Origin of the sequence: Pseudomonas rustica (assembly GCF_049959085.1) — a bacterium.
Classification (GTDB): domain Bacteria; phylum Pseudomonadota; class Gammaproteobacteria; order Pseudomonadales; family Pseudomonadaceae; genus Aquipseudomonas; species Aquipseudomonas rustica.
On the sequence record NZ_CP188200.1, the window covers coordinates 5328108 to 5350794 of the forward strand.

The 22687-nt window shown below is 58.9% G+C and carries 17 protein-coding genes and 1 pseudogene; 11 read left to right on the plus strand and 7 right to left on the minus strand.

All coding sequences use genetic code 11. The features are described 5' to 3' along the window. Positions 1-9: 9 nt before the first annotated feature. The 3 genes from mgrA to ACP3TY_RS24290 form a co-directional block, all read right to left on the minus strand. Positions 10-1047: an L-glyceraldehyde 3-phosphate reductase gene (gene mgrA / locus ACP3TY_RS24280; protein ID WP_400646161.1), complete on the minus strand. Its 1038-nt coding sequence runs from the start codon at positions 1045-1047 to the stop codon at positions 10-12. Between the two features lie 110 nt (positions 1048-1157). After that, a complete protein-coding gene (locus ACP3TY_RS24285) occupies positions 1158-2477 on the minus strand; it encodes an LLM class flavin-dependent oxidoreductase (protein WP_426618665.1) in 1320 nt (439 codons plus the stop codon). A 1-nt stretch (position 2478) separates the two neighbouring features. Then, positions 2479-4704, minus strand: a complete 2226-nt coding sequence (locus ACP3TY_RS24290; RefSeq protein ID WP_426620517.1) for a TonB-dependent receptor — start codon at positions 4702-4704, stop codon at positions 2479-2481. Between the two features lie 206 nt (positions 4705-4910). Here ACP3TY_RS24290 and ACP3TY_RS24295 point away from each other — a divergent pair, with 206 nt between their 5' ends. Next, the gene (locus ACP3TY_RS24295) at positions 4911-5948 is read left to right on the plus strand and encodes a LacI family DNA-binding transcriptional regulator (RefSeq protein ID WP_426618666.1); all 1038 of its coding nucleotides are present in this window, start codon (positions 4911-4913) and stop codon (positions 5946-5948) included. A 99-nt stretch (positions 5949-6047) separates the two neighbouring features. Here the strand turns inward: ACP3TY_RS24295 and ACP3TY_RS24300 are convergent, their stop codons facing one another. Next, positions 6048-6512 carry a type II toxin-antitoxin system HicB family antitoxin gene (locus ACP3TY_RS24300; RefSeq protein WP_426618667.1) on the minus strand — a complete coding sequence of 155 codons (465 nt, stop codon included), beginning with the start codon at positions 6510-6512 and terminating at the stop codon, positions 6048-6050. Beyond that, positions 6509-6691: pseudogene (locus ACP3TY_RS24305) on the minus strand (type II toxin-antitoxin system HicA family toxin). Before ACP3TY_RS24305 ends, ACP3TY_RS24300 begins: the two are co-directional and overlap by 4 nt. 402 nt (positions 6692-7093) lie before the next feature. Here ACP3TY_RS24305 and ACP3TY_RS24310 point away from each other — a divergent pair. Both ACP3TY_RS24310 and ACP3TY_RS24315 read left to right on the plus strand, forming a co-directional pair. After that, positions 7094-7354, plus strand: a complete 261-nt coding sequence (locus ACP3TY_RS24310) for a hypothetical protein (protein ID WP_426618668.1) — start codon at positions 7094-7096, stop codon at positions 7352-7354. Positions 7355-7439: 85 nt separating this feature from the next. Further along, positions 7440-10163: an RHS repeat domain-containing protein gene (locus tag ACP3TY_RS24315; protein ID WP_426618669.1), complete on the plus strand. Its 2724-nt coding sequence runs from the start codon at positions 7440-7442 to the stop codon at positions 10161-10163. Between the two features lie 34 nt (positions 10164-10197). Here the strand turns inward: ACP3TY_RS24315 and betT are convergent, their stop codons facing one another. Then, positions 10198-12159, minus strand: a complete 1962-nt coding sequence (gene betT, locus ACP3TY_RS24320) for a choline transporter BetT (protein WP_171057266.1) — start codon at positions 12157-12159, stop codon at positions 10198-10200. A 369-nt stretch (positions 12160-12528) separates the two neighbouring features. Further along, a complete protein-coding gene (gene epsC / locus ACP3TY_RS24325; RefSeq protein WP_053116516.1) occupies positions 12529-13455 on the minus strand; it encodes a serine O-acetyltransferase EpsC in 927 nt (308 codons plus the stop codon). 190 nt (positions 13456-13645) lie between these two features. Here epsC and ACP3TY_RS24330 point away from each other — a divergent pair, with 190 nt between their 5' ends. From ACP3TY_RS24330 to ACP3TY_RS24365, 8 genes are all read left to right on the plus strand, one after another. After that, positions 13646-14638, plus strand: coding sequence for a D-cysteine desulfhydrase (locus ACP3TY_RS24330; protein ID WP_426618670.1), 993 nt, complete (start codon positions 13646-13648; stop codon positions 14636-14638). Between the two features lie 285 nt (positions 14639-14923). Beyond that, on the plus strand, positions 14924-15724 hold the full coding sequence (gene tcyJ / locus ACP3TY_RS24335) for a cystine ABC transporter substrate-binding protein (protein WP_053116513.1): 801 nt from the start codon (positions 14924-14926) through the stop codon (positions 15722-15724). Beyond that, the gene (gene tcyL, locus ACP3TY_RS24340; protein WP_426618671.1) at positions 15724-16440 is read left to right on the plus strand and encodes a cystine ABC transporter permease; all 717 of its coding nucleotides are present in this window, start codon (positions 15724-15726) and stop codon (positions 16438-16440) included. The genes tcyJ and tcyL overlap by 1 nt, the downstream gene beginning before the upstream one ends. Positions 16441-16444: 4 nt before the next feature. Then, entirely contained in the window at positions 16445-17194 is a 750-nt protein-coding gene (gene tcyN / locus ACP3TY_RS24345; protein ID WP_426618672.1) for an L-cystine ABC transporter ATP-binding protein TcyN, read from the plus strand. Between the two features lie 464 nt (positions 17195-17658). Beyond that, positions 17659-18423, plus strand: a complete 765-nt coding sequence (locus ACP3TY_RS24350) for a hypothetical protein (protein ID WP_426618673.1) — start codon at positions 17659-17661, stop codon at positions 18421-18423. A 386-nt stretch (positions 18424-18809) separates the two neighbouring features. Then, complete coding sequence (locus ACP3TY_RS24355; RefSeq protein ID WP_426618674.1) at positions 18810-20051, plus strand: SfnB family sulfur acquisition oxidoreductase; 1242 nt, start codon at positions 18810-18812, stop codon at positions 20049-20051. 36 nt (positions 20052-20087) lie between these two features. After that, positions 20088-21281, plus strand: coding sequence for an SfnB family sulfur acquisition oxidoreductase (locus ACP3TY_RS24360; protein ID WP_159811989.1), 1194 nt, complete (start codon positions 20088-20090; stop codon positions 21279-21281). Then, entirely contained in the window at positions 21281-22639 is a 1359-nt protein-coding gene (locus tag ACP3TY_RS24365) for an LLM class flavin-dependent oxidoreductase (protein WP_426618675.1), read from the plus strand. Before ACP3TY_RS24360 ends, ACP3TY_RS24365 begins: the two co-directional genes overlap by 1 nt. The last annotated feature ends 48 nt before the right edge of the window (positions 22640-22687 follow it).

Genomic DNA, 22687 nt, shown 5'->3' on the forward strand with positions numbered 1-22687 from the left:
TCGAGAGGCTCACTCCGCCGTCGAAGGCTTCTCCCACAAATTGATCCCGCCCTCTTGGGCAAACCGGTCAATCTCCGCCAGTTCTTCAGCACTGAAGCTCAGATTCTTCAACGCCCCAACGTTCTCAATAATCTGCTCCGGCCGGCTCGCACCAATCAACGCCGAGGTCACTCGCGGATCCCGCAGCGTCCACGCCAGCGCCAATTGCGCCAGGCTCTGACCGCGACGCTTGGCGATCTCGTTCAGTGCGCGCACATGAGCGATGTTGGCCTCGGACAAGTGCGAAGCCTGCAGCGAACCACCACCCGGACGATTAACCCGCGCATCCGCCGGCACGCCGTTGAGGTATTTGTCGGTGAGCAGCCCTTGCGCCAGCGGAGTGAAAGCAATCACGCCCGTGCCGAGTTCATCGGTGGTATCGAGCAGATCCTTTTCCACCCAGCGATTGAGCAGGTTGTACGCCGGTTGATGAATCAACAACGGCACTTTCCACTCTTGCAACAGCGCGGCCATCTCGCGGGTTTTCACGCCGGAATACGACGAGATACCGATGTACAACGCCTTACCCTGTTGCACCGCAGTGGCGAGGGCGCTGGCGGTTTCTTCCAGTGGGGTGTCCGGGTCGAAGCGGTGCGAATAGAAGATATCCACATAGTCGAGACCGAGGCGTTGCAGGCTCTGGTCGAGGCTGGCCAGCACGTACTTGCGAGAGCCGCCGCCCTGACCGTAAGGGCCGGGCCACATGTCCCAACCGGCCTTGCTGGAAATGATCAGTTCATCGCGGTATTGCTTGAAGTCTTCACGCAGCAGACGACCGAAATTGATCTCGGCGCTGCCGTACGGCGGGCCGTAGTTGTTGGCCAGGTCGAAGTGGTTGATGCCCAGATCGAACGCGGTGCGCAGCAACGCGCGCTGGGTGTCGATCGGCGTGCTGTCACCGAAGTTGTGCCACAGGCCCAGCGACAGCGCCGGCAGCACCAGACCGCTGCGCCCAACGCGGCGGTAAGGGATGGAGTCATAGCGATTTTCGGCAGCGGTGTAAGTCATCGAATCCTCTCTTGTCTGTCTTGAAATGGGTGTCGACTGCTTCGCGAGCAGGCTCGCTCCCACAGGTAAATGCATTCCAAATGTGGGAGCGAGCCTGCTCGCGAAGGGTGTTACACAAATCTATTGCCAGGTCGGGCGAGCCCGAGGTTCTGGCGCAATGTCCGGCCCTCGTACTCCGTTCTGAACAACCCACGCCGTTGCAGTTCCGGCACCACGCCGTTGGCGAAGTCTTCGAGCCCGCCTGGCAGGTGTGGCACCAGCACGTTGAAGCCGTCCGCCGCGCCCTGTTCGAACCATTCCTGCAAACGATCTGCAATCTGCTCAGGCGTACCGACCAGGCTGTAATGCCCGCGCCCGCCAGCAATCTTGCGCCCCAATTCGGCAAGGGTCAGGTTCTCCCGCCCCGCCAGCTCAGTGAGCAATTTCTGCCGACTCTGCTGGCCGCTTTCGGTCAGTGGCAACGCCGGTAACGGCCCGTCCAGCGGGTACTTCGACAAATCGAAGTTGCCCAGCATACGCCCAAGTAAAGCCACGCCAACCTCGGGTTCGACTAATTGCTGAAACGTTTCACATTTTTCCTGCGCTTCGGCTTCGGTACGGCCGACCACGACAAAAACCCCGGGCATGATTTTCAGCGAATCGGCGCTGCGACCGTACTTGGGCAGACGCCCTTTGAGGTCGGCGTAGAACGCCTGTGCATTGACTAAGGATGTCTGCGCGGTAAACACCACCTCAGCCGTTTGCGCCGCCAACTCGCGTCCGGTTTCGGAGGATCCCGCCTGCACGATCACCGGTTGCCCCTGCGGCGAGCGTGCAACATTCAGCGGCCCTTTGACCCGAAAGTGCTCACCCACATGATCCAGCACATGCAACTTCGCAGGGTCGTAATACGCCCCGCTAGCCTTGTCGCGCACAAACGCATCGTCCTCCCAACTGTCCCAAAGCCCGGTGACCACCTGATGAAATTCCCGCGCACGGCTGTAGCGTTCGGCGTGGCCGATATGTTCGTCGCGGCCGAAATTCAGCGCTTCGGCAGCATTGTCCGAGGTCACCAGATTCCACCCCGCTCGGCCGCCCGAAAGGTGATCTAGCGAGGCGAATTTGCGCGCCACGTGATACGGCTCGTTGTAGCTGGTGGTCGCCGTCGCAATCAGGCCGATGTGCTCGGTCACCGCACTCAGCGCCGAGAGCAATGTCAACGGCTCAAAGTGATCAGAGCGCGCCATGCGACTGGCGATGTCCTGGGTCGGCGCGGCGACGCTGTCAGCGACAAACAACGCATCGAATTTCGCCGCCTCGGCAATCTGCGCCAGCCGCTTGTAATGGGCGAAATCCAGACCTGCATTCGCCGGCACATCCGGATGACGCCACGCCGCGACGTGGTGCCCGGTGGCCATGAGAAACGCGCCGAGTTTCAACTGTCTGCTCATCTCAGAAATCCTTGCGCAGTTGCACGCCGAAGTAGCGTTCGTCGTCGCGTGGCACGGCGCGGTAGATGTAGTTGCCACCGCTGGCGAGCACCGGCGAGTAAGACTTGTCAGTGAGGTTTTTGCCGAGCAGCGCAACACGCCAGCCATTGCTGTAATCGGCGAGTGCGACGCTGGCGTTCCAGATACCGTAGGCGCCCTGTTTGGTGTCGACGTTCTGGCTGATGTCGTACTGCACTTCGCTCTGCCAGCTGTAGTCGGTGCCGAGTTCGATATCCAGGCCGTTATCCAGCGGAATCGTGTAGTCGGCACGCACGTAGCTTTTCCAGTCCGGGCTGAACGGCAGCGGTTTGCCGTTGACGTTGCAGGACGCCGCCGCGCCCGCCGGGCAGGCGAATTCGTCGATGCGTGCGCGGGTGTAAGCGAGTGCGCCGGACAGTTTCAGTTGCTGGGTCGCTTGCAGGGCGTAATCGAGCTCGACGCCTTCGGTGCTGACGCTGCCGGCGTTGATCAGACGCGTCACCACTTGCCCGGCGACGGTGTCGAAGAAGTTCGCCTGATAGTTGTCGTAATCGCTGTGGAACACCGCAAGGTTGGTGGTCAGGCGGTTGTTCCACGACGTGGCTTTGATGCCCGCCTCCCAAGTGTTGGAGGTTTCCGGTTTCAGCGCTTCGGTGTCGCGCGGCTGCATGTTGAAGAACACGTTGTAGGCCGGGCCTTTGTAGCCGCGCGAGTAGGTCAGGTACGTGGTGACGGCGTCGCTCAAGTCGTACTGCACTCCGAGGCGACCAGACCAGCCATCTTCATCGACGGAACCTGAGCTGCTGGTCGCCGGTTGGATACCGCTGACGGTGGTGGCCGACGTCGACACGCGGCGGTGATCGTATTCGAGATCATCGTGGGTGTAGCGCAGGCCGGCGATGCCGCGAAAGTCCGAAGTGAAGTTCAGCGTGCTCTCGCCGAACACCGCATAGCTGTCGCTGGTGGTGCCGTAGTTGGCGACGCCACGGTCAGTGCGCGTTGTCGTGGTCAATGTGCGCTGATAGGTCTCGTCGTCCTTGCCGTGCATGTAGAACAGGCCGCCGACGTATTCGAGGAATTCGCCTTTCGGTGAGGCCAGGCGCAGCTCTTGCGAGTATTGATCGAAGGCCAGATCACCCTTATCCGCCGTGCCGGGAAACGCTGCGGTCACCGTGCCGAGACGGTCGCCGTCCTGATATTGGGTGTTGTCCCAGCCACGCCACGCGGTGATCGACGTCAGCGTGTAATCGCCCAGTTGCCAGTCGAGCTGGCCGGACAAACCTTTGTTGATGTCTTCAACGTGAGAGCGAGTGTCGGTGTTGATGTCGCGGTTGTGGCTGGAGGCGTACGCCGGGCTCAGCGCGTTGGCGAAGGCCGGGGTCAGCGACTTGCTGACCACGCCATTGGGGCCGTCGTCGTGGGACTGCATGTAGTCGGCGATCAGGGTGAAGGTGACGTCGTCATTCGGGGTGAATTCGAGTTTGCCGCGCACGCCGCGATGGTTGTAGCCGTTGACCTCCTGACCATTATGTTGGTTGTCGACGTTGCCATCGTAGGTGCCGAACAGCGTGCTGATCGAGCCCTTCAACGTCTCAGGAATCAGGCTGCCGCCGAGGCCGAAACGGGTGCGGCTTTCGTTGCCGCTGTAGTACGACTGATCGATGTAGCCGTGGGTCTCGGCGGTGGGTGCCTTGCTGGTGATGTTGAGCACGCCAGCCGAGGCGTTCTTGCCGAACAGCGTGCCTTGCGGCCCGCGCAAAACTTCGACGCGCTCGAGATCGAGCAGGTCCAGGGTCGCCTGTCCCGGACGCGCATACACCACGCCATCAATCACCGTCGCCACGGTCGGCTCGACGCCCGGCGAGGTGGAAATCGTGCCGACGCCGCGCACGAACAACGAGGTGTCTTTGTTCGATGCGCCGGTACGGAAATTCAGCGACGGTACTTGCTGAACAATGCTCGCCACGCCGTTGCGGTTATCGCGCTCAAGCTGCTCGCCGTCGATCACCGAGACCGCAACCGGCACCTTTTGCAGCGACTCTTCGCGGCGAGTCGCGGTGACGGTGACCGACTTCAGCGTCGGCTCCTGATCGCTGCTGTCAGCAGCGAATGCATTGGGCAACGGCAGCGCCGCCAACCCCGTCAGTAACCAGCCAGCGGCGCGAATCGACTGCGCCAGTTTGTGTGTCGCCCCAGGAATGTTGTGCATGTTCTGCCCGCTCGAAATTGGCCCTGATCCGCTGCCGTTCTGCGACGACAGCGCCTGAATCGGTGTCTTGGGCATTCGCTCGAGCGAGTAGCAGACAACGCGCTTTGTTAGCGCTAACATCGCCAATATTGGCCATCCGCACATAGACCGTCCAATACTGAAAAATTAGTTTTATATGCGATTTGGTTTTTAACAAGGATCGAACCATGAGCGAAGAAAAGCCGCGCAAACGCCGTGGCGCCGGACGCGTGACCCTGAATGCCGTGGCGCGCGAGGCCGGGGTTTCGGCGATCACCGTGTCGCGCTACTTCAATCAGCCCGAACAGGTGTCGCCTGCACGCCGCGAGCGGATCGCGGCAGTGGTGGCTGATTTGGGTTATGTACCGAATCTGGTAGCCGGCGGGCTGGCCTCGGCGCGGGGGAAAATCGTCGGCATGGTCATTCCGAACATTTCCGGGCCGATCTTCGCCAATACCATTCAGGGCTTCAGCGATACGCTCAGTCGTCATGGTTATCAACTGTTGCTGGCGTCGAGTTATTTCAGCACCGAACAGGAAGAGAACGCAGTGCGCGCGTTTCTCGGCTGGGCGCCGGCGGCGCTGGTACTGACCAGCCATTTTCACAGCGCGGGAACGGAAAAGATGATCGCCGAGGCGGATATTCCGGTGATCGAAACCTGGGATTACCAGCCGGAACGTGAGCCGATGCAGATCGGTTTTTCGCATTTCGACGTAGGCGTGACGGCGGCGAATTATCTGCTGGAAAAAGGTTATCGACGCATTGCGTTCGTGCAGAACAGCGCTGCGGGTGACTTCAGCGCCCTGGAACGCCGCGACGGTTACGCGGCGACCTTGCGAGAGGCCGGCGTGGAGCCGTGGGTCTTTGCCCCCGACGCTGATCGCACGCCCTTCGAAGCCGGCAAACAGGCGATGGACGCCCTGATGAACGCCTCACCGCGCCCCGACGCGATCATCTTCGCCAACGACAACCTCGCCGCCGGCGGTCTCCTCGCCGGGCAACGCGCGGGCATTAAAATCCCCGAAGACTGCGCCGTTCTCGGCTTCGGTGATTACCCGTTCGCCGAGATGCTTTTGCCAAGTCTGAGCACGATCAAACCACCGGCGCTGGAGATCGGTGTGCTGGCGGCGACACGCGTGCTGGAAAGTCTTGGTGTATTGCCGAGCGATGAAGTGCAACGGCTGAATCTGCTGCAGTGCCAAGTCATCGAACGGGAAAGCACCTGAAACGGACATCTCAGTAGGAGCTGCCGCAGGCTGCGATCTTTTGATCTTTAAAAACAAGTCAAAAGATCGCAGCCTGCGGCAGCTCCTACAGGGTCATCTTTACATCGAGAGTTCGCGCAAGGCGGCTGCCGCGAGGAAACCGGAGCGGGAGCTATAGCGTTGGTCACGTCGGACAGTTTGGTCGATGCGCTCAAGCAACTGCTCAGGCAGCGTGGCATTAAACCGCACTGACTTGCCGAAATACGGGGTGATATCAAAATCGACCACACCCCAGATCCCTCCCGCGTAATCCGGGTTATCGAGATGAGCATCAATCTCCCGCACTTGCGGCAACGGCGCGGCGTCGGCGACCAAGCCTTCATAATGAAGCGCCAACGCTTCCTGAGTATTCTCAAACGCCTCGGCGACCGTAGTGCCCGCAGAGAAGCAGCCCGGTACATCCGGGATGATCACGCCGTAGTCTGAGTCGGCATCCTTGTGCAGAACGACCGGGAATTTCATGTGAGTGAGTCCTTCCTCTGACAGGCCCTTAAAACGGCCTTCGTTTCCAATAACGGGCCTCATTTCAGGCCCGCCTGTTTCAAAATGCTGTTGATCGTGCCCTTGGGCAGATCGGAGTCGGGGTGCTTGATCGTCACCCTTCCCTGCTTGAACGCATGCTTTTACTGGTGGTGACTGCCTTTCACCGCCACCAGATACCAACCATCGTCCTCGATCATCCTGATCATTTCCCGACTGCGCATTCCCTTTGCCCTGTTCGACCGCTGGAGCTGTTTACTCTAGGGGACGCTAGCGCCTGCAATACACACAATACACATCAAGATAATTTTAGCTCACGGAACGGACGCTCGGTTAAGGGCCAGTTCAACGGCAGGCGCGAGCCAGCGAACACCACACCTCGTGAGCCGTGCACATCTGGATGAGTCACGAAATGTGTCCCGATGGAGAGGACCGGTGTTTTAGTGGTGTGGGCCGGATTGTCTATGCTCTAAAGGACACCGAGGTGACCCTATCGCGAGCAGGCTCACTCCTACAGGAGCTGCGTTGTACATAAAATTCATGTCCAACCACGCTCCACTGTAGGAGTGAGCCTGCTCGCGATAGCGGTCTTTCAGGCAATACACATCCACCAGGCAGAACCCGCCATGCACACCGCCATCATCATCTTCTTCGGCCTGGTTCTGCTCGCCCTCATGCTCTACATCGGCGAGCGCATCGGTTTCAGCCGGCAGACCATGGCCTACAGCTTCGCCGCCCTGTGGCTGGCGTTGACGGTGATTAACGGCGCGGTGGGTGTGGTGCATGCGAAGCAACCGCTGGGTTCGGAAATAGCGATTGGCAGTGCGGTGTTCGGCGTGCCGATGGCGGCGATGGTCTTGTTCATGGTGTTTTCCGAAGCGCAGTAAGCGCTTCCACCCACCTGTTACTTCTTACAGTATTCAAAATATTCAAACGCCCTCACTCTGTGCGTAACACGTACGAGGGATCGTAATGTTCGCCGCCACCTCCCACGACACCGCGACGCCCAAGCTGTCCGTGATGGACTCACAAGGCCTGGCCGTGCGAGTCGTCAAATACTGTCGTCACCGCGTCGAGCAAGCCATCGAATCGCGAATCGATCGGCAAGTCTCCGACCCGGCACGGCGGATGATCGCCCAATGGGATCCCCGACTCTGGGGTTCTGCGGCCAAACCCAATATCGCTACATTCTTTTCCTTGTCCGCGAAGACATTATTAAGCGAAAGCGTCGACAGTGGCTGGGCCTTGAGTTTGTTCAGTGCCCCGGGTTATCCGCTGTCACATTGGGACAGTCGCGGTAGCCAGAGTCACGCTGAGTTGGACCCACTTCAACGCCCGGTCGCCGTGACCCAATATCTGGCCGCTCAGCCGCCGCAAGTGGTGGAACGACTAACGTATGGCGATGCCTGCGCAAGCGATAACCTGCGCGGGCGACTTGTGCGCCATGACCATCCGGCAGGAACCTTGCAACACTGCGCCTTCACGGTGACGGGCCAGTCGCTGATTGAGCAAACCCGGTTTCTGATCGATCTGACTACGCCGGATTGGCCGATGGAAATGGCGGCACGGGAGGTGCAACTGGAAAGTGAGGCCTTCACTACCTGTCACAGTTACAACGCCGTAGGAGATGTGATCGATCAAACCGACGCGATGGGTAACCGGAAGCTGTTCGCCTACACCCGGGCCGGCGAGCAAAAAGAAGCACGGCTGAAACTTGCATCCGTCGAAAATAAATCCGTTCTGCTGGTCAGCGACATTGGCTACAACGCCTCGGGTCAGGTCACGCATGAAACCGCCGGCAACGGCGCAAAAACCAGCCACGAATATTCGCTCGAAGACGGCCGCCCGATTCGATTATGTGTCCGCGATCCCGCCGGGAAAGACCTGCAAGACCTCAACTTTGTCTACGACCCTGTGGGCAATATCCTCAGCATCGACGACAAATCCCGGCTCGCTGGCTACTTCAAAAACCGACGAAGCGAGCCGATCAATCGCTATCGATATGACAGCCTCTACCAACTGGTCGAAGCCACCGGGCGGGAAGTCAGCCAACCGGATCACGGCCCGTCATTGCCGGTATGGCGATCGCCCGCGGTCGATCCAAACCAATTGCTGCCGTACACCCAGAGCTTCGAGTACGACATCGCCGGCAACCTGATTGCCAGACATCACAGCGGCGCCGAAACATTTACGATGTTCACGGCCCTCGACAGTAATCGCAGCGTGCCGCGAAAAGAGGATTTGGGCGACGCCTTCGATGCCAATGGCAATCAACTGGAACTGCAACGCGGACAGCGGATGAGTTGGGATGCGCGCAATCAATTGAGCCTGATTACGATGGTCAAACGCGAGGACGGGGCTGACGATAGCGAGCGCTACATATACGACAACCCCGGCAGCCGAGCCCGCAAGGTGCGCATGCTGCAGACCGGTACTCGCAGCTTGCGCAGTGAAACCCGCTACCTGCCAAGACTGGAAATTCACCGCAACGCAGCCACGGGTGAAGATAGGCATGTGATCAACATTGAGGCAGGGGCATGTCAGGTGCGAGCGTTGCACTGGGTGGCGGGACGTCCTGCAGAGATCGCCAATGATCAACTGCGTTACTGCGTGAAGGATCATCTTGCCTCGGTATCGCTGGAGCTGGATGATCAGGCGCAACTCTTGAGCCAGGAAGGTTATTACCCCTACGGAGGGACGGCTTGGTGGGCGGGGGCGAGCGCTGTTGAGGTCAAGTACAAGACCCTTCGATACTCAGGCAAAGAGCGGGATGCAACGGGATTGTATTTTTATGGGTTTAGATATTACGCGCCGTGGTTGCAGCGGTGGATAAGTCCGGATCCGGCGGGGTCTCTTGACGGTACCAACCAATATTTAATGGTCAACAACAATCCTGTGAACAGGACAGACAGCAATGGTTTGGTCGGTCAGGCAATCGATAGAAAAGCTGAAAGGTTGAACTCGTGGGGAAATCTTCCAGAAAATTTGATGCTCGTACACAGCGTTGTAGACAGCATGCACGGTCGCGACAGTGAACTGCTGAAATACAAAGCTGATGATGTTTTATCTCGCTGGGACGCCATCAGCACATCACTGATCAATCTGGATGATCGGAACACTCAAATAGTTGAGGCGCCAGCATCTCCACAGCCAGGGACACTTGATTCGCTACAGACACCAGAAACCTATACCGTTTCCGAGGCAATCACCTATAGGGAAATTGCCTTCAAACTTAAATTCACGCCCTCCAACATAATCACGATGTCCGGAGCAGATATGAGTTTTCCAAATCATATCGGCACTCAGCGCAACCCTGTCAGCGGTAACAAGACCGAAAACGCGGGAGCCCTCGCGAAACACGTGTTCCGTCCGCAGGCAAATTGGCCAAAACGCGATCATCAGGTAGTACTCAGCGTTTCAGAACTTAGAGAACTTCAACAAAAAAACTCAACCAACAACCCTGATTTTTTTCCACACAACGAAGTTGTGATTACGGGCCGAAAAGACGTATCACTCCATGCAGGCCTCCCCGTTTCACAGTCCGTTTCTGTTGCAGAGATATTTGTACTTCCAAGAGAACCGGTATTGCGTCGCAAGGAAAATGGTCGGCTTGAAGGCGTACTACCGCAGTATCTGCAAAACGCAGTCGACAAACTAAAAATACTGAATCCCGGAATACCCGTTTCCATTCGATAGCCCCCCTCCTGGAGAAGGGGCTATCGATTCATCTCTACCGAACCAAATGCAAAAACTGCATATGCCGTTCGTACTGATCGAGGATGTCGTTGATGATCTGTTCTTTGGTGTAGCCGACCAGATCGTAGTCCTGACTGCCCTCGCTCAAATGCACTTCGGCGCGGTAGTAGCGACGATTGTTGAGCTGCTTCGAGCCCATCCCGCCACGCGCGAAGGACGGCGTGAAGTAGCCGCGCATCTGCACCTGATAGATGAATGGATGCGCATCGCCATGGCCGATTTCGAGGCTGACGCTGTCATTTGCCGGATCCGGCTGGGTGACCACGTTCAGGCCTTTCTCGACAAACACCGCCGTCACTTCTTCAATCGCCGGGCGCACCGTGGTGTCCATGAAGCGGTACACCTCGTCGCGTGACGGGAAGTGCACAGCCTGACTCAGACGCTGACGCCAGCCGCCCGTGCCGCGTCGCGAACCGGAGACCGGTGCCAGCGAATGCAACTGCGCGATCTGCTTCTGTGACTCGAGATAGAACGCCTTGTGCAGGCCCCACATCATCAACAAAAGAATCAGCGAGAACGGCAACGACGTCAGCACCACCGCTGACTTCAGCGCATCGATGCTGCCGGAGAACAGCAGCGCACTGGTGATCAGCGCAGTCATCGCGCCCCAGAACACCCGCAGCCATTTCGGCCCGTCTTCGTCCGGGCTACCGCCCTTGGCCGAGAGGGTCGAGAGCACCACGGTGCCGGAATCGGCAGAGGTGACGAAGAACACGAAGCTGATAAACACCGTCACGGCGATGACGGTTTTGCTCCATGGATAGGTTTCCAGCAGCAGGTAAATACTCATCGACGGGTTGTCGAGGGCCGACATGCCCAGCGCACTCATGCCGTGGTTGAGCACCTGATCGATGGCGCTGTTGCCGAAGATCGACATCCACGCGAGGGTGAAACCGAGCGGAATCAACAGCACGCCGAAAACGAATTCGCGGATGGTGCGGCCACGGGAAATCCGTGCGATGAACAGACCCACGAACGGCGACCATGCGATCCACCAGGCCCAGTAAAACACTGTCCAACCGCCGAGCCAGTCGCTAGGCTTGTCGTAGGCGTAGAGGTCGAAACTCTTCATCGGCAAGGCGCCGAGGTAGTCGCCGATGTTCTGGATCAAGGTGTTGAGCAGATGCTGGGTAGGCCCGGCGAACAACACAAACAGCAGCAGTGCACAGGCCAACAGCATGTTGATGTCGGACATCACCCGCACGCCTTTATCGACGCCGGAGACCGCAACAATGATCGCCGCGCCCATCATCAGCGTGATCAGGCCGACCTGTATCCACTGGGTGTGCGCGATGCCGAACAGGTAGTCGAGACCGGAGTTGAGGTGCAGCACACCAAAACCCATGTCGGCACCGAGGCCGAACACCGTGGCGATGATGCCGAAGCCATCGACCGCGTAACCGATCGGGCCGTTGATGCGTTTGCCGATCAGCGGATACAGCGCCGAGCGCAGCGCCAGCGGCAGGTTGTGGCGGTAAGCGAAGTAGGCCAGCGCCATGCCGACGAAGGCGAACACGCCCCAGCCATGCAGGCCCCAGTGCAAAAACAGAATCTGCATGGCTTGGCGCGCCGCATCCGCCGTGCCCGCCTCGCCTTGCGGCGGTTGGAGCATGTGGGTCAGCGGTTCGGACACGCAAAAGAAGAACAGCGTGATGCTGATCCCGGCGGCGAACAGCATGCCGGCCCAGGACAGGTAACTAAATTCGGGCTCGTCGTGGTCGGCACCGAGTTTTATCTTGCCGTAGCCGGATAAGGCGGTGACCACCACGAAGACCAGATACAGGGTCATCGCGAGCATGTAGTACCAGCCGACCGTATTGGCCGCCCAGTTTTGCGCTTCCAGTAACCAGGCGCCTGCCTGTTCAGGCATGGCGATGACCACGAGACCAAACAGCAGAATGACCGTCGCGGCGAAATAGAACACCGGCGGATTCATGCGCACCAGACCGCTGGCGGGGGTAGACGATGCACTCATGAAACGTGCACCTCGAGGGGTTTAGACGTGGCTGAAATGATCGGACTCAGCAAAGGCAAGCCTCCTGTTGTGAGCGGGCAGCGAACCACCGGTTTAACTTGAATGAACGTTCAAGTTAAACATGGATGGGGGGGTAAGGACTAATCGTACGGCTAGGCGGTAGTTTTCCTACGCTAGCTCAAGGATGGGTATGACGCGGGTTTGAGGGGATTCGTTCAACGACAACAGGACTCATGCACAAACCTGTAGGAGCTGCCGAAGGCTGCGATCTTTTGCTGTGGTTTTTGTAGATCAAAAGATCGCAGCCTTCGGCAGCTCCTACATCGGATCTTACTTTTGCGTGCCGTCATCGTGCTGCAAGTTGGCCTGGGTCAGATTGCACCCCGCCGGCACACTGCGCGTCAGCCACACATTGCCGCCAATGGTCGAACCCTTACCGATGGTGATGCGTCCGAGAATCGTCGCCCCGGCGTAAATCACCACATCATCTTCCACGATCGGATGACGCGGATGACCCTTCTGCAACTGGCCGTCTTCGTCCGCCGGGAAGCGTTTGGCGCCCAACGTCACCGCCTGATAAATCCGCACACGCTCGCCAATGATCGCGGTCTCGCCGATCACCACGCCCGTCCCATGATCGATAAAGAAGCTACGGCCGATCTGCGCGCCCGGATGGATATCAATCCCGGTCGCCGAATGCGCGATTTCCGCGCTGATCCGCGCCAGCAACGGCAGCCCCGCGCGATACAAATGGTGCGCCAGACGATGATGAATCACCGCCAGAATCCCCGGGTAGCACAGCAGCACTTCATCAACGCTACGCGCGGCTGGATCACCGTGATAAGCGGCTAACACATCGGTATCGAGCAGCGTGCGCAAGCCTGGCAAGGCCAAGGCAAAGTCCTGAATAATCTCAATCGCACGGGCCTCGACTTCGGTATCGGCCTGCGCGCTGTGGCGGGCGACATAACGCAGCTCCAGGCGCGTTTGCGCCAGCAAGGCATTCAGCGCGACATCAAGGGTATGACCGACATAGAAATCTTCACTCTCTTCGCGCAGATCCACCGGCCCCAGACGCATCGGGAACAACGCGCCGCACAGCGCTTCGAGAATCTCCGCCATCGCCGCCCGCGACGGCAACTCGCGACCACCCTGCTCGCCGGACGCCCGGCCGTTCTGTGCCCGCCACTGATCCCGCGCGCTGCGCAGTTGACTGACGATGGTCTGCAATTGCCAATGGCTGGAACGCTCGCTCACGGTAAAGACTCCTCACGGGCGGCCGGACTGTCTGGCCGCGTCAACGGCGACTACTTTACGGCATGCTCGCGGGGGCGAATTAAGAACCGATAGTGCTGGGCTCAGTTCATTTGGCTATAAGCGATTCGCGGTTGCCCCTGCAAAAACCCGTGCCTATAGTCCTTTCATCTTTCTCCGCCAGTACGGACTCATGATCAAGAATCAGCTGGAACGCTTTAACCGCCTCGACCTGCTCGGCCATCCAACGCCGCTGGAAAAACTCGAACGCCTGTCCGCATGGCTCGGTCGCGAGGTGTACATCAAGCGCGATGACCTGACGCCGCTGGCCATGGGCGGCAACAAACTGCGCAAACTCGAATACCTCGCCGCTGATGCCTTGGCGCAAGGCGCCGACACGCTGATCACCGCCGGCGCGCTGCAATCGAACCACGTCCGCCAGACCGCTGCGCTGGCCGCCAAGCTCGGTCTCGGTTGTGTGGCATTGCTGGAAAATCCGCTGGGCACCGATGACAGCAACTACACCGGCAACGGCAACCGACTGCTGCTGGATCTGTTCGACACCAAGGTCGAACTGGTTGACAACCTCGACAACGCGGATGAACAACTTGCCGCCCTCGCCGTGCGTTTACGCAGCAACGGCAAGAAGCCGTATCTGGTGCCGATTGGCGGTTCGAACGCACTCGGTGCGCTGGGTTATGTGCGCGCCGGTCTGGAACTGGCCGAGCAGATCAAGGACACCGGCCTGAATTTCGCCGCCGTGGTGTTGGCCTCGGGCAGCGCCGGCACGCACAGTGGTCTGGCCTTGGCGTTGAGCGAAGTGTTGCCACAGTTGCCGGTGATCGGCGTGACGGTTTCGCGCAGTGAAGAAGATCAGCGGCCGAAGGTGCAAGGGCTGGCTGAGCGTACGGCGGCGCTGCTCGGCGTCGAACTGCCGGAGAGCTTCAAAGTCGAATTGTGGGACGAATACTTCGGCCCGCGCTATGGCGAGCCGAATGCCGGAACGTTGGCGGCGGTGAAGTTGCTGGCGAGTCAGGAGGCGGTGTTGCTGGATCCGGTTTATACCGGCAAGGCGATGGCGGGGTTGCTGGATGGGATTGGTCGTCAGCGCTTTGATGCAGGCCCGATCATCTTTTTGCACACCGGCGGCGCGCCGGCGTTGTTTGCCTATAGGGATTTTCTGTAAGACCAAGATCAAAAGATCGCAGCCTGCGGCAGCTCCTACAGGTGATCCCGTGTAGGAGCTGCCGCAGGCTGCGATCTTTTCTAAAGAGAAGCCATATTCAAATAAGATCTAACAAATTAAATATTAAGTATTTTCAAGTCTAACGCAGACATCTTATAGTCTCGCCGCAGGCGAATTTCGCGCAAGACGCATAAGCTGCTTTAGGGCACGATAACGCAGGCGCACGAATCACGAATTCGCCAACTTTCCTTTAGCGTCTTCCATAAGAAAACACAGGGGCTCGTCATGAATTTTTCCGCACTACGTCGCAATCTGCTGGTGGGTTCACTGGGTCTGGCGCTGAGCGCCGGTCTGATCAGCCAGGCCGTGGCCGGTGAGCAGCTGCAACAGATCAAGGACAAAGGCGTTATCAACGTCGGCCTGGAAGGCACTTACCCTCCGTTCAGCTTCGTCGATGCCGACGGCAAACTGTCCGGTTTCGAAGTCGAGCTCTCGGAAGCGATCGCGCAAAAACTCGGCGTCAAAGCGAAGATCCAGCCGACCAAATGGGATGGCATCCTCGCCGCGCTGGAATCCAAGCGTCTGGACGTTGTGGTCAACCAGGTAACCATCTCCGACGAGCGCAAAAAGAAGTATGACTTCTCCGAGCCGTACACCGTTTCCGGTATTCAGGCGCTGGTGCTGAAGAGCAAAGAGTCCGCACTGAACATCAAGACCGCCGCTGACCTGTCCGGCAAAAAAGTCGGTGTGGGCCTGGGTACCAACTACGAACAATGGGTTCGCGCCAACGTGCCGGGCGCTGACGTGCGCACTTACGATGATGATCCGACCAAGTTCGCCGACCTCAACAACGGTCGCACCGACGCCATCCTGATCGACCGTCTGGCCGCGCTGGAATACGCCAAGAAAGCCCCGAAAACCGTCGCCGCCGGTGAAGCCTTCTCCCGTCAGGAAGCCGGTGTTGCCCTGCGTAAAGGTGAGCCGGAACTGCTGGCTGCCGTGAACAAGGCCATCGACGAACTTCGTGCTGACGGCACGTTGAAGAAGCTGTCCGAGAAGTACTTCAACGCAGACGTCACTAAATAATGGAAGTTGGATTTCAATTCGAAGCGCACTTCCCGCAGTTGAGCCAGCAACTCGCCGAGACATCGACGCTGTTGCTGGACTCCGCGCCCTTTCTGCTCAAGGGCGCGTACTACACGGTAGTCCTCAGCCTCGGCGGGATGTTCTTCGGCTTGCTGCTGGGCTTCGGCCTGGCGTTGATGCGTCTGTCGCGCTTCAAATCAGTGAGTTGGCTGGCGCGCGTGTATGTGTCGTTCTTTCGCGGGACGCCGCTGCTGGTGCAGTTGTTCGTGATCTATTACGGCTTCCCGCAACTGGGAATCGAACTGGATCCGTTACCCGCAGCGCTGATCGGCTTCTCGCTGAACATGGCCGCGTACGCCTGTGAAATTCTGCGCGCCGCGATCGGTTCGATCGAACGTGGTCAGTGGGAAGCTGCTGCGAGCATCGGCATGACCCGCGCGCAAACCTTGCGTCGGGCCATCCTGCCGCAAGCAATGCGCACGGCGCTGCCGCCGCTGGGCAACAGCTTCATCTCGCTGGTCAAGGACACGGCATTGGCCGCCACCATTCAGGTGCCGGAGCTGTTCCGTCAGGCGCAACTGATTACCGCCCGGACTTTCGAAGTCTTCACCATGTATCTTGCCGCCGCGCTGATCTACTGGATTCTGGCCACGGTGCTTTCGCACTTCCAGAACAAGTTGGAAGAGCGGGTCAATCGGCACGACCAGGAGTCCTGACGCGATGATTGTCGTGGAAAAACTGACCAAGCAATTCAAGGGTCAGGTCGTGCTCAACGGCATCGACCTCGAGGTCAAGGAAGGCGAAGTCGTCGCGATCATCGGCCCCAGCGGTTCGGGGAAAACGACGTTCCTGCGCTGCCTGAATTTCCTTGAACAGCCCACCAGCGGCCGGATCAAGGTCGGCGATATCGAAATCGATACCAGCCGCCCGTTGAACCAGCAGCAGAGTCTGGTGCGCAATTTGCGCCAGCACGTGGGTTTCGTGTTCCAGAACTTCAATCTGTTCCCGCACCGCACCGCGCTGGAAAACGTCATCGAAGGCCCGGTTGTGGTCAAGAAGATGCCACGCGACGCCGCCATTGCCCTGGGCAAAAAGCTGATGGCCAAGGTCGGTCTGGCGGGCAAAGAGGACGCTTATCCGCGTCGTCTGTCTGGCGGTCAGCAACAGCGTGTGGCGATTGCCCGGGCGCTGGCGATGGAGCCAGAAGTGATCCTGTTCGACGAGCCGACTTCAGCCCTCGATCCGGAACTGGTGGGTGAAGTGCTGGCGACCATTCGTGGTCTCGCCGAAGAGAAACGCACCATGGTTATCGTGACTCACGAAATGGGTTTTGCCCGCGACGTGGCCAACCGTGTGGTGTTTTTCGACAAAGGCGTGATCGTCGAACAAGGCGAAGCCAAAGCGTTGTTTGCCAACCCTAAAGAGGAACGCACCAAACAGTTTCTCAGCAAGTTTCTGAATCACGCCTGAATCTGTTCAATGCATTAAACGATAACTTCCATGGATGGAAGTTACGCTTATCCCGCTGAATAAACTTTCTGCAATAACAAACACCCTAAATGCAGTGCACTTATATGTTCTGCAACAGACACATATCAATAGAAAACCCTGCTCAAACCATGATTGGGTTCAAACAGTCTCGCCCTCGAAACCGGCAAAACGCCCGAATAATCGTGGTCTCATTCGCCAATCCTCCTAGGCAGAATGCCTCGCAAGCGTAGGAAGGTTCTGATTAATTCGTAATTCACGGATTAGCTTAACGCCTCTATTGACTCCACTTCCCGCACGCTCTTATCTAGTCGCCAACCGACGTTTATTAGTTCAATCAACCAGCATTCTGACGCAACAGAAGTTCGCTGTTGTATTGCCTGGCAATTCACGCCTTTTGTTTTTCAGAAACGGACTTCGCTGCAAGGCTTCAAGGAGAGAAACCGATGACTCGCACTTCGAACACCCCCGAACTGGCGGCGCCGATCCTCGCGTCCGCGCAAAAAACCGGCATCAACCTGTCTGCCGCTGCACACCTGCTGATCGAGGTGGCGCCCTACCCCGGCATGGACGCCGGCGATCTGATCGAACTGTTCTGGAATCGCTGCTACGTCGCCTCCCGTGTACTCACCCGCGACGAGGTGGGCGAGGCCGTCAGTCTGCGTGTGCCGGAGAGTTTTATCGTCGACGGTACGGCGAGCATTCATTACCGGCTCATGCAGGTTGGCCAAGGCCCGGCGCTGTCGGCGGCGACGCGGGTGCAGGTCAAACTCGATTGCCCGGGCGGCCAGCCCCCAGCGCTGTCTGGAGACGAAAACCAGCAATTGGCACCCGTCACCCTGCCCGACACTATTCGCCGTCAGGGCGTGAACCCGAACCAGATCAAACGCGGTGTGCCGCTGACCATCGAGCCTTACGTGAACATGGCCGAAGACGACGAAATCACCTTGCGCTGGGGCGATGTGCGCATGGATCTGCCGGCAATCACGGCGGCCGATGTTGGGCGGGCGATTCAGGTGTGGGTGCCGCCGGCGGTGATTGTCGAAGCGGGCGAGGATTTGCGCCTGGACGTGACGTACTGCGTGATTGATCGGGTGGGCAACAACTCGCGCTGGGCACCGCCACGGACATTGAAGATTGGATGCGCGAATCCTTATCTGAAAGTGCCGCTGAGGCCGGAGCTCAAAGCCGCAGAGTCACGCAAGCCTTAGCCCACATCTCCAAGAGAGAGGGGATTCTGTGGTGAGGGGATTCATCCCCGATGGGCTGCGCAGCAGCCCGATTAGAAGCGGGGCCGCTGCGCGCCCCATCGGGGATGAATCCCCTCACCACAAAATCCAATCACCACAGAGCGCGTGTCGGTAAAGAAATATTGTTAACCAACCCGACCATCCCCCCTTCTATGCATATTCCTAAAAGTTAGTTTATTTAATATTTATACACGCTTAGGGTATATGAACCGGACCACCGGACATTCTTTCGTTCGCCGCACTTATGCGGCGTTTTTCATAAGATGTGAGGTAGGTAGTATGGTCCGGAACACAATCACCCCAGTGCAGATCGCCAGGGCATTGCGTGCAGCCAAGGAGCGGCACTGATGTCCAGTCTGGCAGACGCAAACGTCCAGTCGGATCTGGACATCGCCCCGTTGTTGTTGCCCGCGCAGGTTTTGCGCAACGACGCACAAGCCATCAAGGCCGCCCATGAGCTGGCGCAAGTTGCCCGCCTGCAGGCCGCCAAACGCGACCGTCAGCGCAAGCTGCCGTGGTCGGAAATCGAGCAGTTCACCCGCAGCGGTTTAGGCAGCATCGCCATCCCGCGCGAATACGGCGGCCCGCAGGTTTCATTCGTCACCCTGGCCGAGGTGTTCGCGATCATTTCCGCCGCCGACCCGGCGTTGGGACAGATTCCACAAAACCAGTTCGGCATCATCAATCTGGTGCTCGGCAGCGCCACCGAAGCGCAGAAAAAACAGCTGTTCCAGAGCGTTCTGGAAGGCTGGCGCATCGGCAATGCCGGCCCGGAACGCGGCACCAAAAACACCCTGGAATTGAAAGCGCGGATCACCGCCGACGGCGACGATTACGTGATCAATGGCCAAAAATTCTATTCCACCGGCGCACTGTTCGCTCACTGGGTCGCAGTCAAAGCGCTCAACGATGACGGCAAGCAAGTGCTGGCCTTCGTCCGTCGTGGCACCCCGGGTTTGCGCATCGTCGATGACTGGTCGGGCTTCGGTCAGCGCACTACCGCCAGCGGCACGATTTTGCTGAACAACGTTCGCGTCGAATCGAGCCTGGTCGTCGACAACTGGAAGATCAACGAAATCCCCAACACCCAAGGCGCGGTGTCGCAGCTGATTCAAGCGGCGATCGACGCCGGCATTGCTCGTGGTGCTATCGACGACGCCATCGATTTCGTCAAAACCCGCGCGCGACCATGGATCGATGCCAAGGTCGAGCGGGCCAGTGATGATCTCTACGTGATCGCCGACATCGGCAAACTGAAAATCGAACTGCACGCCGCTGAAGCGCTGTTGCGCAAGGCCGGCAAAGTGCTCGATCAGGTGCACGCAGCACCGCTCACCGCCGAATCCGCCGCGCGCGCCTCGATTGCCGTGGCTGAAGCGAAAGTGCTGACCACAGAAATCTCTCTAATCGCCAGCGAAAAACTTTTCGAGCTGGCCGGCAGCCGCGCGACCCTCGGCGAATTCAACCTCGACCGTCACTGGCGCAACGCCCGCGTGCACACGCTGCACGACCCGGTGCGCTGGAAATATCACGCGGTCGGCGCCTATCGCCTCAACGGCACTCTACCGGCTCGCCATTCCTGGATCTGACGACCGCACACTTTCTCAAGTGCAATGGAGAAACCTATGACTTTTTCCCATCACGTCGCGGTCATCACCAGCGATGAACAAGCCCTGATCGTCGCCAGCGACCTGGCCGAAGATTTCAAACGCGACAGCGCCGTGCGCGACCGTGAACGTCGCTTGCCACTGCCGGAGCTCGACGTGTTTTCCCGCTCGGGTCTGTGGGGTATCAGCGTGCCGAAGGAATACGGCGGCGCTGGCGTGTCCAACGTCACTCTGGCGAAAGTCATCGCCCTGATCGCTCAGGCTGACGGCTCGCTCGGGCAGATTCCACAGAACCATTTTTATGCACTGGAAGTGCTGCGGGTAAACGGCAGCCACGCGCAAAAACAACGGCTGTACGCCGAAGTACTCGCCGGCCAGCGTTTCGGTAATGCACTGGCGGAACTGGGCACGAAAACCGCTCACGACCGCGTCACCAGCCTCAAACGCGACGGCGACGGTTATCGCATCAACGGCCGCAAGTTCTATGCGACCGGCGCGATTTACGCGCAGCGCATCCCGACCTCGGTCGTCGATGAAAACGGTGTGCAGCAACTGGCGTTCGTCCCGCGTGACAGCCAAGGGCTGAGCGTGATCGACGACTGGAGCGGCTTCGGCCAGCGCACCACCGGCAGCGGTTCGGTGGTGTTTGAAGACGTCTATGTCGCAGCTGAGGACGTGTTGCCATTCCAAAGCGCGTTCGAACGTCCGACAACGGTTGGCCCGTTGGCACAGATCCTTCACGCCGCCATCGACACCGGCATCGCCCGCGCCGCGTACGAAGACGCGCTGCACTTTGTGCGCAGCAAAACCCGGCCATGGATCGATTCCGGCAACGACAAAGCCACCGAAGATCCGCTGACGCTGAAGAGCTTCGGCCACTTGAGTATTCGTCTGCACGCCACCGAAGCCTTGCTCGAACGCGCCGGCGAATTTCTCGACGCCGCACAAGCCGAGAGCAACGCCGAAACCGTCGCTGCGGCATCGATTGCCGTCGCCGAAGCGCGCGCGATCAGCACTGAAATTTCGCTGGCCGCCGGCAGCACATTATTCGAACTGGCCGGCAGCCAAGCCACGCTGATCGAGCACGGTCTCGACCGTCACTGGCGCAACGCCCGCGTGCACACCCTCCACGACCCGGTGCGCTGGAAATATCACGCCGTCGGCAACTATTACCTCAACGATGAAAACCCTCCACTGCGAGGGACGATCTGATGAGCGCGGCGAAAAAGAAGATCTTGCTCAACGCGTTCAACATGAACTGCATCGGCCACATCAACCACGGCTTGTGGACGCACCCGCGCGACACCTCAACGCGCTACAACACCATCGAATATTGGACTGAACTGGCGCAACTGCTGGAGCGCGGGTTGTTCGACGGACTCTTCATCGCCGACATCGTCGGCGTGTACGACGTCTATCAGAACTCAGTCGATGTGCCGCTGAAAGAGTCGATCCAGTTGCCGGTCAACGACCCGCTGCTGCTGGTTTCAGCCATGGCCGCCGTGACCAAGAACCTCGGCTTCGGTCTCACCGCGAACCTCACCTACGAGCCGCCCTATCTGTTCGCCCGCCGCATGTCGACGCTCGATCATCTGAGTCGTGGCCGTGTCGGCTGGAACATCGTCACCGGCTACCTCGACAGCGCTGCCAAAGCCATGGGCCTCAGCGAACAAGTCGAGCATGACCGTCGTTACGATCAGGCCGACGAGTATCTGGAAGTGCTCTACAAACTCTGGGAAGGCAGCTGGGAAAACGGCGCGGTGCTCAACGATCGCGAGCAGCGGATCTACGCGCAGCCGGAGAAAGTGCACAAGGTCGAGCACAAGGGCGAGTTCTATCAGGTCGAGGGTTATCACCTCTGCGAGCCGTCGCCGCAGCGCACGCCGGTGTTGTTTCAGGCCGGCAGCTCCGATCGCGGTTTGCTCTTTGCCGGGCGTCACGCCGAGTGCGTGTTCATCAGCGGTCAGAACAAGCCATCGACCAAGGTTCAGGTCGACAAGGTGCGCGCCAGCGCCGTTGAGGCGGGGCGCTATCCTGAGGACATCAAGGTGTTCATGGGCCTCAACGTGATCGTCGGCGCGACCGAAGAAGCCGCGTGGGCCAAGCATGCCGAGTACCTGAGTTACGCGAGTGCCGAGGCCGGCGTGGCGCATTTTTCCGCGTCGACCGGCATCGACTTTTCTCAGTACGAAATCGACGAACCGATCCAGTACGTGAAGAGCAACGCCATTCAATCGGCGACGAAAAACCTGCAGAACAACGACTGGACGCGACGCAAATTGCTCGACCAGCACGCCCTCGGTGGCCGCTACATCACCGTGGTCGGTTCGCCGGAGCAAGTGGCGGATGAGCTGGAATCGTGGATCGCTGAGACCGGCCTGGATGGTTTCAACCTGACTCGCATTGTTACGCCGGAAAGCTATGTCGATTTTATTGAGCTGGTGATTCCCGAGTTGCAGCGGCGTGGGTCGTACAAGACCGCGTACGACAGCGGCAGCTTGCGCGAGAAGCTGTTTCACGGGGAGGCGCAGCTACCGGAGCAACACACAGGATCCGCGTTTCGCCGCTAAAAGCATCGCGAGCAGGCTCACTCCTACAGGGGAACGCATTCCAAATGT